Origin of the sequence: Stenotrophomonas sp. LST15-1-1.1 (genome assembly GCF_040815575.1) — a bacterium.
Taxonomy (GTDB): Bacteria; Pseudomonadota; Gammaproteobacteria; order Xanthomonadales; family Xanthomonadaceae; genus Stenotrophomonas; species Stenotrophomonas lactitubi_B.
The window spans coordinates 468099-483784 of record NZ_JBFPNJ010000012.1 but is presented as its reverse complement, the minus strand read 5'-3'; the positions used below and the strand labels follow the sequence as shown (position 1 = coordinate 483784).

General features: G+C 66.0%; 11 protein-coding genes, 1 pseudogene and 1 riboswitch. Of the genes and pseudogenes, 6 read left to right on the top strand and 6 right to left on the bottom strand.

From position 1 onward, the window contains the following. The first annotated feature begins 99 nt into the window (after positions 1-99). The gene (locus MRBLST15_RS09945) at positions 100-738 is read left to right on the top strand and encodes a hypothetical protein (RefSeq protein WP_367785845.1); all 639 of its coding nucleotides are present in this window, start codon (positions 100-102) and stop codon (positions 736-738) included. A 30-nt stretch (positions 739-768) separates the two neighbouring features. Here the strand turns inward: MRBLST15_RS09945 and MRBLST15_RS09940 are convergent, their stop codons facing one another. Both MRBLST15_RS09940 and MRBLST15_RS09935 read right to left on the bottom strand, forming a co-directional pair. Further along, positions 769-1413, bottom strand: a complete 645-nt coding sequence (locus tag MRBLST15_RS09940; RefSeq protein WP_367785807.1) for a M23 family metallopeptidase — start codon at positions 1411-1413, stop codon at positions 769-771. Positions 1414-1417: 4 nt separating this feature from the next. Beyond that, complete coding sequence (locus MRBLST15_RS09935) at positions 1418-2383, bottom strand: L,D-transpeptidase family protein (protein ID WP_367785806.1); 966 nt, start codon at positions 2381-2383, stop codon at positions 1418-1420. Positions 2384-2617: 234 nt separating this feature from the next. Between MRBLST15_RS09935 and MRBLST15_RS09930 the strand changes: the two genes are divergently transcribed. Beyond that, entirely contained in the window at positions 2618-4744 is a 2127-nt protein-coding gene (locus tag MRBLST15_RS09930) for a methyl-accepting chemotaxis protein (RefSeq protein WP_367785805.1), read from the top strand. Positions 4745-4793: 49 nt separating this feature from the next. On the opposite strand, the gene MRBLST15_RS09925 is transcribed toward MRBLST15_RS09930, so the two are convergent. The 3 genes and pseudogenes from MRBLST15_RS09925 to MRBLST15_RS09915 form a co-directional block, all read right to left on the bottom strand. After that, the gene (locus tag MRBLST15_RS09925; protein WP_236509887.1) at positions 4794-5414 is read right to left on the bottom strand and encodes a hypothetical protein; all 621 of its coding nucleotides are present in this window, start codon (positions 5412-5414) and stop codon (positions 4794-4796) included. Between the two features lie 280 nt (positions 5415-5694). Then, positions 5695-5946, bottom strand: a pseudogene (locus MRBLST15_RS09920) (hypothetical protein); the annotation flags it as partial. Positions 5947-5967: 21 nt separating this feature from the next. Then, complete coding sequence (locus MRBLST15_RS09915; RefSeq protein ID WP_367785804.1) at positions 5968-8064, bottom strand: catalase; 2097 nt, start codon at positions 8062-8064, stop codon at positions 5968-5970. Between the two features lie 118 nt (positions 8065-8182). Here MRBLST15_RS09915 and MRBLST15_RS09910 point away from each other — a divergent pair, with 118 nt between their 5' ends. The 3 genes from MRBLST15_RS09910 (at position 8183) to MRBLST15_RS09900 (ending at position 10991) form a co-directional block, all read left to right on the top strand. Continuing rightward, complete coding sequence (locus MRBLST15_RS09910) at positions 8183-8905, top strand: AraC family transcriptional regulator (RefSeq protein WP_099818914.1); 723 nt, start codon at positions 8183-8185, stop codon at positions 8903-8905. Between the two features lie 81 nt (positions 8906-8986). Then, entirely contained in the window at positions 8987-10357 is a 1371-nt protein-coding gene (locus MRBLST15_RS09905; RefSeq protein ID WP_099819108.1) for an amino acid permease, read from the top strand. Between the two features lie 223 nt (positions 10358-10580). Continuing rightward, a complete protein-coding gene (locus MRBLST15_RS09900; protein ID WP_251475859.1) occupies positions 10581-10991 on the top strand; it encodes a VOC family protein in 411 nt (136 codons plus the stop codon). A 93-nt stretch (positions 10992-11084) separates the two neighbouring features. Here the strand turns inward: MRBLST15_RS09900 and gcvP are convergent, their stop codons facing one another. Continuing rightward, complete coding sequence (gcvP, locus tag MRBLST15_RS09895; protein WP_312704419.1) at positions 11085-13952, bottom strand: aminomethyl-transferring glycine dehydrogenase; 2868 nt, start codon at positions 13950-13952, stop codon at positions 11085-11087. 61 nt (positions 13953-14013) lie between these two features. Then, positions 14014-14116: riboswitch (glycine riboswitch) on the bottom strand. Between the two features lie 299 nt (positions 14117-14415). Between gcvP and MRBLST15_RS09890 the strand changes: the two genes are divergently transcribed. Beyond that, positions 14416-15642 carry a multidrug effflux MFS transporter gene (locus MRBLST15_RS09890; RefSeq protein WP_099818917.1) on the top strand — a complete coding sequence of 409 codons (1227 nt, stop codon included), beginning with the start codon at positions 14416-14418 and terminating at the stop codon, positions 15640-15642. The last annotated feature ends 44 nt before the right edge of the window (positions 15643-15686 follow it).

Below are 15686 nucleotides of genomic sequence, written 5' to 3'. Positions count from 1 at the left end.
CACGCTGACGTGAAGGAAGAGCCCCGCGAAAGCGGGGCTTTTTCGTTAGTGTGTACGCAGTGCCAGCAGGGAAGCGGACCGATGACCGGCGACGTCAGCATGAAGGGGGCGAGGGTGCTGCGGATCACCCTGTGGGTGTTCTGGGGCCTGTGGGCAGCCGCCTGTGTGGTGCTGGCGGTGGGCGCCATCGCCAACCATCTGGCTTCACGCACGCAGACCCTGCCGCTGGCGCTGAGCCCCGGTGCGAGCGCGGAGATCACGGTCTACCGCTTCATCGATGATCGCCTGCGGTTGCGGCTGCGCTACCCGCCCAACGCTGCCGACCCGGCCCTCGACCCCGAGGTGCTGCTGCGCGTCGAAACCCCCAACGAGCATGCGGACTTCCGTGCGAGCGTGCGATCTGGCCCGCCCGCGACGGAGGTCGTGCGCAGAGTGGAAACCGTCGAAACGGCAGGTTTCACCGCCGCGTACTTCGGCTATGGCCGCGGCGACGCATTGCCCCGCGGCCGCTCCTGGCTGCGGGTGACCGTGCTGGAGGTGGAACCGGCGCTGCTCGGCAGGCCGGCAACGGTCGAAGTGCAGCCGCCGCTGGATCTTCTGAAACTGACCGACCTGGACTACATCTGGCTGTGGCCGTTCTTCTTCTGGAAACTGGCGGCGTTGTTGCTGCTGGTTCCTGGCATCGCACTGGTGATCTTCACCATCGCGCTGCGCAGGCAGAGTGCACGCGCTGTATAGCCGCCCCGAACAAACCGTGCGGGTTGCGACTTAATCCCGTCCGTCACCTTTTTTCAGCAGTGGATAGGGGTTGAGCGACTCACCCTTCCACCACTGCTTCTCCTGCCCCAGCGCGTGCACTTCGAAATGCAGGTGCGGAGCTTCGGGGTTGGCGTTGCCGGTGCTGCCGACGTAGCCGATCACATCGCCGCGCTTGAGGGTCTGCTTCTCCGCCAGGCCGTCGGCGTAGCGCTGCAGGTGTGCGTAGTAGTAGCACCAGCGGCCGCTGGGTTCGAACTGGTAGACCGTCAGGCCACCCCGTTTGCTGTCGAACAGTTTCTCGACATGGCCATCGGCCACGGCCAGCACCGGCGTGCCGGCCGCGGCCATGATGTCGATCGCATCGTGCACACGGCCTTCGCTGCGTGCGTCGGTGAAGGTGTCCTGCAGTTGCGACGGCGCAATGCCCTGTACCGGCAGCAGCAGACCGGAGGGTGTGTCGCCGGTTGCTGCTGGGGCGGGCGCAGCGATCGCCGTCGCTGCCTGCTCCGCGGGTACGGCAGGTGCGTGGTCCGCCGCAATCGCTGCGGGAGGGTGGACAGCCGTGTCATCGGACGACTCGCCATCGCGCTGCAGCCACCATCCGGCGGCCACGCCCATCACCAGTCCCAGCACGATCAGTTGTGCAAGTCGCATCGGCTTACTCCTGCATCACCACGACAACCGAGGTATCCACCGCCGCGGCCACGCGCAATGCATCCCAGTTGGTCATGCGCACGCAGCCGTGCGATTCGGTCTTGCCGACGTGGCCGGGCACCGGCGTGCCGTGCAGGCCGTAATGCGGCTTGGACAGGTCGATCCAGACCCGTCCGACGGGATTGTTCGGGCCGGGCGGAATCGTGGCTTTGCGATCGCCCTTCTTCGCGTCCCAGAACAGTTTCGGGTTGTAGTGGAATGGCGGATCCGGGTACACGCCGAGGATCTTCCACTCACCGATCGGCAGCGGGTCATGCTCGCTGCCCGACGACACCGGCACCTGCGCGATCACCTTGCCCTGCGCGTCCAGCAGCCGCAGGGTGGAGTCGGACTTGTCGACCACCAGCTTGGTGGCCTTGGGCAAAGCAGCCGGTGCAATGTTGGGCACCTGGATGCGGCTCCCGGCCTTGCTCAGATCCACGCCGGGATTGAGTGCCTTCAGCAGCTCGGGTGCGGCATGAAAGCGCTCGCCCAGTGATTCTTCGACACTGCTGAAGCCAAGGGATTTCAGTTTGGCCTGTTCGGCCGGCTTCTTGGGGATGGCAACAAAGGGGCCGGCCACGTCTTCGGCGGTCAGCGTGTAGCTGGCCAGCGGAGTGACCGAGTCTGCCTGCAGGGCTTTCCAGGTGGCGTCGTCCAGTTCACCGCTGACTGTCAGCCCTTGCGCGGCCTGGAAACCGGACACCGCGCGCCGCTGGTTGCTGCCCACTTCGCCATCGATCTCGCCCGGGGAGAAATTCGCACGGTCGAGCAGGACCTGCGCATGCAGGGGCGAGCGCGCCGCCGTGTCAGGACCGGCTTTTTCGGCAATCGGCGCTGGCAGGCCGGCGGGCGGGGGCGTCTGCGCAAAGGCGGGCGACATCAGCAGCGACAGGGCGAGCAGGGCGGGGCGGCATACGGGCATGGGCATCTCCAGGCAGATCACGCCTCCACCCTGCCTGCAAACGCTGCGTAGCCGCCGTGAAAGGGAACTGATGCCGGCATGAGCAGCTGGGGCGCATCGCCGCGCCAAAGATCCACCGCAGAAGCGGAGGGCTGCACCTCACCAAGGTGAACGGCTTCCGACGCAATCGAGCGGACGGCGATCAAGATTCCCGGTCGGCAGGCCGATATGGGCGCATCCCCCCCGTTTTGGATTCACCCCATGAACTACTTGAGGAACGTCAGGGTTGCCTGGCGTCTTGGGCTTGGCTTTGGCCTGTTGTTGCTGCTGGTTGCCGCCGTGGTGGCCACCGGCGCTACCGCCACCACCGTGCAGAAGCGCGCGATGGAGCAGGTGGTCGAGGTTGGCGTAGCCAAGGTACGGCTGCTGTCGGAGATGCTCGATGCCAACAACCAGATGATGGTCGTGCGCCGCGAAATGCTGATCCGCCAGGGCGAAGAGCGCGCCAACGACGAGCAGCGCATCGCCGCTCTGGTCAAGCGCTACGAGGCAAGCTGGACTGCCTACCAGGCCCTGCCCGGCGATGCCGAGGGCAAGGTGATCGGCGAGACCATCGCCGCCAAGCGCGCGCTCGCCCGTCCGCTCAACAAGCAGACCAGTGAGCTGATGGAGCAGGGCGATTTCCCCGGTGCCGTGGCGCTGACCCTGGGCCCGGTGCAGGAAGCGGCCAATGGCTGGAACAAGGCCCTGGCCGACGGCGTGGCCTATGAGGAAAAGGAAAGCCGCGAGGCCGCTGCCGAGGCCATCCGCCTGGGCGAGCGCAGCCTGCTGCAGCTGCTGGCGCTGGGCGGCGTGGCCCTGCTGGTCGGCGTTGCCGCGTCGGTGTTGATCGGCCGCAGCATGACCGGCCCGCTGGCACGTGCGGTGCAGTTGGCCGAGCGCTTGTCCAAGGGCGAACTGGACCAGGAATTCCGCCTTGGCGGTCGTGACGAGCTGACCCAGCTTGGCGAGGCCATGGCCAGCGTGCGCCAGAGTGTGCAGGCGGCGATCGGTGCACAGCTGCAGATGGCCGAGCAGCATGAAGCCGGTGCGATCCGTTACCGGATGGATGCCAGCGCGTTCCCCGGCGACTTCGGCCGCATGGTGCAGGCCACCAATCACCTGGTTGAATCGCACGTGCAGGTGCAGCTGCTGATGGCCGAGGTGATGCAGCGCTATGCGATCGGCGATCTCAGCCGCGATCTGCCCGAGTATCCGGGCGAGAAGGGCACGCTGACCCGCACCCTGGCGGCGGTCAAGCAGAGCCTGATGGCGATCAACGCGCAGATTGATGAACTGGCCCGTGCCGCGCGTTCCGGCGACTTCAGCATGCGTGGCGACGCGGCGGCGTTCCAGTACCAGTTCCAGGCGATGGTGAACCACCTCAACGGCATGATGGCCAGCTCGCAGGCCAGCATCGCCGATGTCTCCGACGTGCTGCGCGCGATCTCGCATGGCAACCTCACTGCGCGCATGGAAGGTGAGTACGAAGGTGTTTTCGCGCGCATGCGCGACGATGCCAACACCACCACCGCACAGCTGACCGGTATCGTGCGTGGCATCCAGGTGGCCGCCGACAGCATCAACAACGCAGCGCAGGAACTGGCGGCCGGCAACAACGATCTGTCGCGCCGTACCGAACAGCAGGCCGCGAATCTGGAAGAGGCTGCCGCCTCGATGGAAGAGCTGACCTCGACCGTGCGCCAGAACGCCGAGCTGGCCCGCCAGGCCGACAGCGAAGCGCACGCGGCCGGTGTCGCCGTGCGCGAGACCGAGCAGGCCATGGCACAGATGGCGACCGTGATGGGCGAGATCGATCAGTCTTCCGCGCGCATCTCGGAGATCTCCACGGTGATCGATGGCATTGCTTTCCAGACCAACATCCTGGCGTTGAATGCCGCGGTGGAAGCAGCGCGCGCCGGTGAACAGGGCCGCGGCTTTGCCGTGGTCGCCAGCGAAGTGCGTACGCTGGCCCAGCGTGCGGGCGTCGCTGCCAAGGAGATCAAGGAACTGATCGAGGACGCCGCCGCCAAGGTGCAGAGCGGCCTGGCGGTGACCGTGCAGTCCGAAGCCGCGATTGCGCGCGTGGCCCAGGCCAGCTCGCGTACCACCTTGCTGATGAGCGATATCGCCGCCGCCAGCAAGGAACAGGCGGCCGGCATCGAACAGGTCAACCAAGTAGTGGTGCAGATGGACCAGGTGACCCAGCAGAACGCGGCCCTGGTGGAAGAAGCCACCGCTGCCAGCCGTGCGCTGGAGGAGCAGGCGCATGCACTGACCACGTCGGTGTCGGTGTTCCAGCTGGCGCAGCGTGTGCAGAAGAACGCGTCCGATCTGCGCGCAGCCTAAGGTAGAACTGCCGGCGCTGATCCGTTGTCAGCGCCGGCATTGTTTCAGCTCAACGTTTGAAGAGGCGCTCGTGCATCCATCCATCGTTCGTCAGAACGAGCGTTGCTCTGCCTTTGATATCGCCGGTCTGCTCGGCGAAATTCCTGTAACTCGCGCGCATTGCTTCGGAATTTGCCCAGTCTTCCGCGCCTTGAACCTTGTAGCGGAAGTTCACCTCGGACAGCTTCACGCCCATCATGTCGCTCGGCTCGGTGAAGTTGTCTACATCCACCATCGTGTACTTGCCGGTGCAGAAGGCATCCTGTGAAGCAACGGTGTCCGCCGCATTGGCGACCAGGAACTTCTTTCCCTTTTCGGTGAGGTCATATTTGCCGGCAGGCTGCATCCCGTTGCCGAATACCGGCTTGGTTTCGGTGTCACTCCGGTTCAGCAGGCCTGCATCGGTCAGGGCATCAGCACGTTTGCGCTCCTGTTGCCGCAGCAAGTCTTCATTGGCCAGGATGAACGGCATCTGCCGAGCGGGAACGGCAGCACAGAGACCTTTCTGGGTATCCAGAAAACTCTGGATAGCTTTGCTGAAGTTGCTCTTGCTGGGGTCCTTGGAGCTACCGCAGGCGGCAAGTGCCAGGCTGAGCGTGCCGACTACAAACATATTCGTTCTGTGCGACATGACGAGATTCCTTTCCATGAGAGGCAGGAACGTAGTATCGCTCAATAAATAAAGGGCGCCGACTTGGATTTGTCGGAAGTGGGGCAGATTGATACACGATGCGCTCACGTCCCCACCCGAAAACCGTTGACGTAGGAAAAGAATGTCTTGGCGACTGCATGCTGGAAGGCGAGGTTGCTGGCGGCCAATCGCGACAGCCAGCATCCAGGGTCGCTCCTCAGGGACAGTTTGCTCTCCGCCGTCTGCTCCCGTGCATGCGAGGGGACAATCAGTTCTTCCCGCGCTTGCTCGCCGGTTTTCTCACAGCCCCTTTCCGGGTGGTCTTCGTCGTTGCATGCGTCTTTGCCACCTTCTTCGTTGCCTTGCGCGCACTGCCGCCGCGCTTGCCACCGCCATCCTGCTTGTTCACGGTGGCCCAGGCGATGCGCTCGGCGGTGTCTTCACTGGCACCGCGCTCGCGCTCGCTCTCTTCGATGTGCTCGGCCTGGCGCTTCTGCTTGTCGGTATAGGCGGATTTGTCACCTCGGGGCATGTGCGTTCTCCAGTCGGTTGATCAGGCCAGCAGGCGCAGCTTCGGCTCGCGCGTCCATTGGCGGGTGGCGGCAGCGGTGAGGAAGGCTTTGCTGTCTTCCGCCTCGACGGTGCCAGCATCACTGCCGACGCGCGCTGCCTTCAGCAGGGCCTGTGCACCTTCGTCACTGGCGATCGCTTTGAGATGCGCCCAGGCGTCGCTGACGAAGCCAATGGCCGCCGCTTCCTTGGCCAAGGCCTTGCCGGCATCGGCACTCAGCACTACCGCCACTGCATCGAACACCACCGACGGGGTACCGGCCAGCTGTCCATCGGCGGCCTGCACTTTGCCGTCGCTGAGCGTGGCGCCACCGACTTTCGGTGCGACCAGCTTGACGCTGGCGCCGGCCTTTTCAACGGCCTTGCGCAGGTTGGCGATCACCCGTGCATCGGAACCTTCATCGAACAGGATGCCGATGCAGCGCCCCTGCAGCAGTGGCTTGCTGCGGCCGATCACCCGTACTTCGGGGGCGGCGGGCAGGTCCTGCGCGGGGGTTGCCGTCGGTGCCGGGTCGGGCAGGGCACGCAGGGCCAGTCCGTCGGCCACGCGCTTGGCCAGCCCTTCGTCGATGTTGCGCAGATGGCTGACGGTGCGCACGCGCACCTTCTCCGTTTCCACCTTCGAAAGCTCGAACACCAGCGCCGAGGCCAGGTGCGCCTGCTCCGGTTTTTCCAGGCTGCGGAAGAACATCCGTGCCTGGCTGTAGTGGTCGGCAAAGCTCTCCGCACGGGTGCGGCCCTTGCGCCCGTCATCGGCGCTGGCATGGCTGCGGAAACCGGCGGGGGTCTCGCGCGGGCTGTCTTCCTGCAGCGAGCTGGGATCGTAGGCTACGCGTCCCTTCGGCACCTGCATCTGCATGTGGCCATCGCGCTGGTGGTTGGCGAACGGGCACTTCGGTGCGTTGATCGGGATCTGGTTGAAGTTCGGCCCGCCCAAGCGGATCAGCTGGGTATCCAGATAGGAGAACAGCCGTCCCTGCAGCAGCGGATCGTTGCTGAAGTCGATGCCGGGCGGCACGTTCGCCGGACAGAATGCAACCTGCTCGGTTTCGGCGAAGAAGTTGTCCGGCCAACGGTCCAGCACCATGCGTCCGATCACCTGCAACGGCACCAGCGACTCGGGAATGATCTTGGTCGGGTCCAGGTGGTCGAATGGGAAGCCGTCGGCCTGTTCCTCGCTGAACAACTGCACCGCCAGCTCCCACTCGGGGAAGTCGCCGCGCTGGATCGCCTCAAACAGGTCGCGCCTGTGGAAATCGTTGTCGGCCGCCTGCAGCTTCAGTGCCTCGTCCCAGATCGTGGACTGCAGACCGAGCTTCGGGCGCCAGTGGAACTTGACGAAGGTGGAGTTCCCTTCGTCATCCAGCAGGCGGAAGCTGTGGATGCCGAAACCTTCGATGGTGCGCAGCGAGCGTGGGATCGTGCGGTCGCTCATCGCCCACATGATCATGTGCATCGATTCGGGCATCAGCGAGACGAAATCCCAGAACGTGTCGTGCGCGCTGGCCGCCTGCGGGAACGCGCGGTCCGGTTCCATCTTCACCGCATGGATCAGGTCGGGGAACTTGATCGCGTCCTGGATGAAGAACACCGGGATGTTGTTGCCGACCAGGTCCCAGTTGCCTTCCTTCGTGTAGAACTTCACCGCGAAGCCGCGCACGTCGCGCGGGGTGTCGACCGAGCCGGCGCCGCCGGCGACAGTGGAGAAACGGGTGAACACCGGCGTCTTCACCCCGACCTCGGTGAGGATCTTGGCCCGCGTCACCTTGCCCAGCGACTTGGTCAGTTCGAAGAAACCATGGGCGGCCGAACCGCGCGCGTGGACGATGCGCTCGGGAATGCGCTCGTGGTCGAAGTGGGTGATCTTCTCGCGCAGCAGGAAGTCTTCCAGCAGGGTCGGGCCACGCGGCCCCTGGCGCAGGGAATTCTGGTTGTCGGCAACCGGGATGCCCTGGTTGCTGGTCAGCACCGGATGTTCTCCTCCCGCCAGTTGATGCAGTTCATCGCCCTGGCCGCGGCTGTCACGGTCGGCGGCGGGGGTGGCGGGAGCGCGCTTGCCGGTCGGCTTGCTGGCGGCCATGGAGGATCTCCTGGAGCGGGTAGGGGGCAGACCCCAGACACTGGCGCCGGCGGCGTTAATACAGGGTCCCGTGGGAGTGAACGCGCAGACAAATCGGCGGCTCGGGTATGCTTGCCGCATGCGAGTCGAACCCGCCGACATCGAAGCCCTGTTCGACGCCATTCCGGACGTGCTGTTCTTCATGAAGGACCGCCAGGGCCGCTACACCTACGTCAACCAGACCATGCTGCGGCGGCTGGGCCTGCGTGCGCGCAAGGACGTGATCGGGCGCACCGCGGCCGAGATCTACCCCACCGGCCTGAGTGCGGACTATGTCGATCAGGACGCACGCGTGCTGTCCGGCGAGGTGATCGAGAACCTGATGGAACTGCACCTGTTCGCCAACCGCGAACCGGGCTGGTGCCTGACCTGCAAGCGCCCGCTGGTGGTGGACGGGCAGGTCGAAGGGCTGATCGGCATCTCCCGCGACCTCGGCCAGAAGGACAGCCTCGGCACCCAGTACGAGCAGCTGCGGCTGGCCCTGGCCCACCTCAATACGCATTACGCCGAGAACGTGCGGATGCAGACCCTGCTGGACATCACCGGATTCTCGTTGTCCAAGCTGGAGCGCAGCTTCCGCAAGGTGTTCCAGATGACCCCGCAGCAGGTGCTGACCCGGCTGCGGATCCAGATGGCCATGCACCTGCTGCACGGCAACGAGAGCATTGCCTGCATCGGCCAGGCCTGCGGTTTCAGCGACCAGAGCGCGTTCACCCGCAAGTTCAAGGCTGAAACCGGTTTCTCGCCGCGCGCCTACCGCGCCCGTATTGGTGGGAATGTAGGCGAGCCGGTACCGGCCTGAGTTCCCTGCTGCGCTGTGCCTATCCCCGCGGCGGCTGGACACGGTAAGGTGTCGCCCTTGTCGCCGCCGCCAGCCCTGCCGATGCCCGCCACCCCCGATCAGACCGCTTCGCCCTCCCGCCTCGGCCATTCGCTCAAGCCACGCCAGCTGATCATGATGGGGCTGGGCAGCGCGATCGGCGCCGGCCTGTTCCTCGGCTCCGGCGTGGGCGTGCAGGCGGCCGGTCCGGCGGTGCTGGTGTCCTACCTGGTGGCCGGCGCGCTGGTGATCATCGTGATGAACGCGCTGGGCGAAATGGCCGCCGCCAAGCCGACCAGCGGAGCGTTTTCGGTGTATGCGGCCGATGCCATGGGCGCCACCGCCGGCGCCACCGTGGGCTGGCTGTGGTGGGTGCAGCTGGTCATCGTCATCGCTGCCGAGGCGGTGGGTGCGGCCGGGTTGCTGGCCACGGTCTGGCCGGTGGTGCCAGTGCCGATGGCGGCACTCGCCTTCATGCTGTTCTTCACCGCGATCAACCTGCTCGGGGTGAAGAACTTTGGTGAGTTCGAATTCTGGTTCGCCATCCTCAAGGTGGCGGCGATCCTGGCCTTCATCGCCGTTGGCGTGGCGCTGCTGATGGGCTGGCTGCCGCAGGTGGCCTCGCCGGGCCTGAGCAACTTCACCGAGCACGGTGGCTTCGCGCCGAAGGGCCTGGCCGGTATCGGTGCGGCGCTGCTGGTGGTGGTGTTCGCCTTCGGCGGCACCGAGATCGTGGCCGTCGCGGCAGCGGAAACCGAGGACCCCGAGCGCAGCATCGCCCGTGCCATCCGCACCGTCGCCTGGCGCATCCTGGTGTTCTACATCGGTTCGCTGAGCGTGATCATCGCCGTGGTGCCATGGACCAGTGAAGCGCTGAAGTCGCCGTTCGCCGCGGTTCTCGATGTCGCCAATATTCCGGGTGCGGCCACGGCCATCACCCTGATCGCAGTGATCGCCCTGCTGTCAGCACTCAATGCCAATCTCTACGGCGCCTCGCGCATGATGTATTCGCTGGCACAACGCCGTGAAGCACCGGCTGTGCTGGGCTGGACCGACCCGCGCCAGGTGCCGGTGATCGCGGTGCTGGCCAGCGTCCTGTTCGGTTTCGCTGCCACCATCATGGAACTGCTGTTCCCGGACAAGGTGCTGCCGGTGCTGCTGAATATCGTCGGTTCCACCTGCCTGTTGGTGTGGACGCTGTCGCTGGTCTCGCAGCTGGTACTGCGCCGTCGCGCCGATCGACTCGGCACGCGCCTGCCGTTCCGCATGGCCGGCTTCCCATGGCTGACCGTGTGCGCGCTGGGCATCCTTGCGTTGATCTTCGGCCTGCTGCTGAGTGAAGCGCATACGCGCCTGCAGTTCCTGTCGATGGTGGCGCTGACCGCGACCATCGCGGCCAGCAGCGCCATCGCCCGGCGCATGCGCGAGGCCTGATCTGTAGAGCCGACCCTACGGTCGGCTGCGGTCGCCGGATTTTCTGTAGAGCCGACCCTATGGTCGGCTGCGGTCGCCGGATTTTCTGTAGAGCCGACTCTACGGTCGGCTGCTGTTCGCGTGGTCGCCAGCCGAGCATGGGCTCGGCTCTACAGCAGGCATACATCCCGCGTGCGATGCTGATCGCGTGGGCCACCACCGGCCCGACGAACGGGAGCACCGCATGCTGCGCAGCCGTCCCTTCCTGATGTTCACCGGCCAGGCCGAAGCCGCGCTCGCCCTGTACGCCGAAGCCTTCGCCGAATTCCGCCTGCTGGCCCTGCAACGCCATCCGGACGGGGCGGGCGCGGGCGTGCCCGGGCAAGTCCGCCAGGCCATTTTTCTGCTCGGCGGCACCCACTACCTGTGCTTTGACAGCCTGGATGTGCACGACTTCACGTTCACGCCCTCGATGTCGCTGTTCGTGGAATGTGCAGGCGCCGAATCGTTTGAGCGCGCCGCGCGCGTGCTCGGCGAGGGCGGGCATTGGCTGATGCCGGTGGGCGACTACGAGTTCAGCAGCCGCTACGGCTGGGTGCAGGACCGTTTCGGCGTGTCGTGGCAGCTGAGCCTGGGGCAGGTGCCGGATCCATGATCGGATGTGTTGTGGGTGTGGACCTTGGTCCACACGCCCTCATGAAAACGGCCCGCTTGCGCGGGCCGTTCTCATTTCCGATGCTGCGAAGGCTTACGCCTCGACTTCATCGTCCTTGTAGGCATCGACCGGGATGCAGGCGCACATCACGTTCTTGTCGCCGTACACGTTGTCGACGCGGGCCACCGGCGGCCAGTACTTCTGCAGCTTCAGGCTCGGCAGCGGGAAGGCGGCCAGTTCACGCGGGTAGGCGTGGGTCCATTCGCTGGCGGTCACGGCCGTGGCGGTGTGCGGCGCATTCTTCAGCGGGTTGTCCTCACGGTCCAGGCGGCCGTCTTCGATCGCGGTGATCTCTTCGCGGATCTGGATCATCGCGTCGATGAAGCGGTCCAGCTCGTGCAGCGATTCGCTCTCGGTCGGCTCGACCATCAGCGTACCGGCCACCGGGAAGCTCAGCGTCGGGGCATGGAAGCCGAAGTCGATCAGGCGCTTGGCCACGTCTTCAGCACCGATGCCGCTGGTCTTCTCCAGCGGACGCACGTCCAGGATGCACTCGTGCGCGACCAGGCCGTTGCGGCCGGTGTACAGGGTCTTGAAGTGCGGGGCCAGGCGCTTGGCGATGTAGTTGGCGTTGAGCTGCGCGACCTGGGTGGCCTTGCGCAGGCCTTCGGTGCCCATCATCGCGATGTACATCCAGCTGATCGGCAGGATCGAGGCGCTGCCGAAGCTGGCGGCGCTGACCATGCCGACCGGACCGTTGTCACCCAGCTTGCCCGGCAGGAACGGGGCAAGGTGCGACTTGACCGCACACGGGCCAACGCCCGGGCCGCCGCCGCCGTGCGGGATGCAGAAGGTCTTGTGCAGGTTCAGGTGCGAAACATCCGAACCCCACTTGCCCGGCTTGGCCACGCCGACCAGGGCGTTCATGTTGGCACCGTCGGTGTACACCTGGCCGCCGTGCTTGTGGATGATCTCGCAGATCTCCACCACCTCTTCCTCGAACACGCCGTGCGTGGACGGGTAGGTCATCATGATCGCGGCCAGGCGGTCGCTGTACTTCTCGGCGTTGAGGCGGATGTCCTCGACGTCGACGTTGCCGTTGGCGTCGGTCTTGGTGACCACGACCTTCATGCCGCACATCTGTGCCGAGGCCGGGTTGGTGCCGTGCGCCGAATCCGGGATCAGGCAGATGTCACGGTGATCTTCGCCGCGCGAGCGGTGGTAGGCACGGATCGCCAGCAGGCCGGCGTACTCGCCCTGCGCGCCGGAGTTCGGCTGCAGGCTGACGGCGTCGTAGCCGGTGCACTCGACCAGCATCGCTTCCAGCGAATCGATCAGTTCCTTGTAGCCCAGCGCCTGCTCGGCCGGCACCAGCGGGTGGATCTGCGAGAACTCCGGCCAGGTCACCGGGATCATTTCGGCGGTGGCGTTGAGCTTCATGGTGCACGAGCCCAGCGGGATCATCGTGCGGTCCATCGCCAGGTCCTTGTCGGCCAGCGAACGCAGGTAGCGCAGCAGCTCGTGCTCGCTGTGGTGGGTGTTGAACACCGGGTGGGTCAGGAACGCGGACTGGCGCAGCAGGCCGGCCGGCAGCGCGTCGGCGGTGCTGGCATCCAGCGCGTCCACATCAACGTTGGCACCGAACAGCGCGCCCACGGCGACGATATCGGCGCGGGTGGCGGTCTCGTCCAGGCTGATGCCCACCGAGCTGCTGTCGATCGCACGCAGGTTGTAGCCGGCAGCACGGGCCTTGGCATGGATCGTGTCGGCGTCGACACCGGTCACGTGCAGCGTGTCGAAGAAGTCGGCGCCGACCTGGACACCGGCGGTGCGCAGCGCGCTGGCCAGGATCGCGGCCAGGCGATGGGTGCGGCGGGCGATGCGGGTCAGGCCTTCCGGACCGTGGTAGACGGCGTACATCGAGGCCATCACCGCCAGCAGCACCTGTGCGGTACAGATGTTGGAGGTGGCCTTCTCGCGGCGGATGTGCTGCTCGCGGGTCTGCAGGGTCAGGCGGTATGCCGGGTTGCCCTGTGCGTCGATCGAGACGCCGATCAGGCGGCCCGGCATCGAACGCTTGTAGGCGTCACGGCAGGCCATGAACGCCGCATGCGGGCCACCGAAGCCGAACGGCACGCCGAAACGCTGGCTGTTGCCGACCACGATGTCCGCACCCCATTCGCCCGGGGCGGCCAGCAGGGTCAGTGCCAGCAGGTCGGTGGCCACGGCCACCAGGCCGCCGCGCGCGTGCACGGCATCGACCAGCGCCTTGTAGTCGCCGACCTGGCCGAAGGTGTCCGGGTACTGCAACAGCAGGCCGAAGGCTTCCGCTTCCAGCGCTTCGGCCGGGGTGCCCACGCGCAGCACGATGCCCATGGGCTCGGCGCGGGTACGCAGCAGTTCCAACGTCTGCGGGTGCACGGCATCGTGCACGAAGAAGGTGTCCGACTTCGACTTGGCCGAGCGCTTGGCCAGGGTCATCGCTTCAGCAGCGGCAGTGGCTTCGTCCAGCAGCGAGGCGTTGGCGATTTCCATGCCGGTCAGGTCGGCGCACAGGGTCTGGAAGTTGATCAGCGCTTCCATGCGGCCCTGCGAGATTTCCGCCTGGTACGGAGTGTAGGCGGTGTACCAGGCGGGGTTTTCCAGAATGTTGCGCAGGATCACGTTCGGCGTGTGGGTACCGTAGTAGCCCTGGCCGATGAAGCTGCGCAGCACGGTGTTCTTGTCGGCGATCGCGCGGATCTTCGCCAGCGCCTGCACTTCGGTGATCGACTCCGGCAGTGCCAGCGGTGCCGGCGACTTGATCTTGGCCGGGACGATGGCATCGGTCATCGCATCCAGCGATGCGTGGCCGATGACGCCGAGCATCTGCGCGATCTCGGCATCGTTGGGGCCGATGTGGCGCTCGACGAACGCCGAATGGTGCTCGAGCTCACGCAGGGAAGGGGTGTTCTGGGACATGGCGAAGGATCCGTCAGGAAAGGGCACACGCACGGGCACAAGCCGCCGGTCGGCGGTCTGCGGGCGCCCCTCTGTCCTTTTGCCTGAGAGTTTAAAAGCGCGGAAAACCGCAGCTTCGTGCCCCTTCGGCGCCGGATCGAACCGGTCTCTCCAGAGTTCTGTTACGGGTGGTATCGGGCCTGAGCGATTACGGGCGTTGCGCCTTCGGCAGCGGTGACCTGCTTCTCCCACCGTGTTGCCCGCCGATTATAGCCTCTTGCCGGCGCCCGACGGTGGCCCGGAGCGGCCTCACGGGCCTGAATGGCCGATGGCCCGGGCGTGCGTTCTGTGCACCCGTGCATGGCGTCGCACGCATTCCCCACCTATGATGGTCGGATTCTCGTATTCATCTGGCGCCGTCCCTGCTGCAGGGGATCGGCGCCCGCCGTGCGTGTCACGCATGGCCCTGCCGGACGCTTGCCCGATGACCGCCGCTGTTGCTCCTTCCACCCGCCGCATGGCCCTGTTGCTCGCCGGCCTGGCCATGTTCGGTCCGTTCTCGATCGACACCATCTTTCCTGCGTTTCCGCAGCTGGCCCAGCGCCTGGCGGTGGACGAGGTGGCGGTGCAGCAGACCATCAGCGTCTACCTGCTGTTCTACGGCCTGATGAGCCTGGCCCACGGCCCGCTGTCCGATGCGTGGGGACGCAAGCGGGTGATCCTCGGCGGCCTGGTGATCTTCGTCGGCGCCTCGGTTGGCTGTGCGTTGTCGACCGACCTGACTACGCTGCTGGCGTTCCGCGCACTGCAGGGCCTGTCTGCCGGTGTCGGCATGATCGTCGGCCGCGCGGTGATCCGCGATCTGTATCACGGCCACGACGCGCAGCGGCTGATGAGCCAGGTGTCGATGCTGTTCGGTATCGCCCCGGCCATCGCGCCGATCATCGGTGGCTGGATCCTGCTCAGTGGCGCCGGCTGGCCGCTGATCTTCTGGTTCCTGGTGGTATTCGCGCTGGTGCTGCTGGCGGCCACCGCGCGCTTCCTGCCGGAAACCCATCCGGCGCAGGCACGGGTCGCACTGTCGCCACGCACGTTGATGCGCGACTACGTGCGCATCGGCTTCAACCCGCGTTTCCTGCGCCTGGCGCTGGCCGGCAGCATCGGCTTCGGCGGCATCTTCCTGTACATCTCCTCGGCGCCGGCCATCGTGATGCAGCACCTGCATCTGGGTGAAGGCGGCTTTGCCTGGCTGTTCATTCCCACCATCGGCGGCATGACCACCGGTTCGTTCCTGTCCGGGCGCATGGCCGGGCACAGCACACCCACCCGGCAGGTGGCCCTGGGCTTTACCTTGTGTGCGGTCTCTGCCGTGTTGAACATCGGCTACGTCAGCCTGGCGCCGCAGTTCGCGCTGCCGTGGGCGGTGATGCCGATCTTCCTCGGCGGCATGGGCATGGCGCTGATCTTCCCGATCCTGGCGCTGGCGGTGCTGGACATGTATCCGCAGCAGCGCGGCCTGGCCTCGTCGCTGCAGGCCTTCGTGCAGCTGATGATCAGCACCGTGGTGGCCGGCGTGGTATCGCCACTGCTGCACGACAGCCCGCTGCATCTGGCACTGGGACAGGCGGCCTTCTTCGCGGCCGGCTTCGTGTTCTGGTATTGGGAGCACCAGCGCGAGCGCGCAGCAGAGGCAGCCGGCACGGCGCTTTGAGCGTCGCGCAGGGGTAGGGTGCGCCATCACGCGCGGGCCCATTG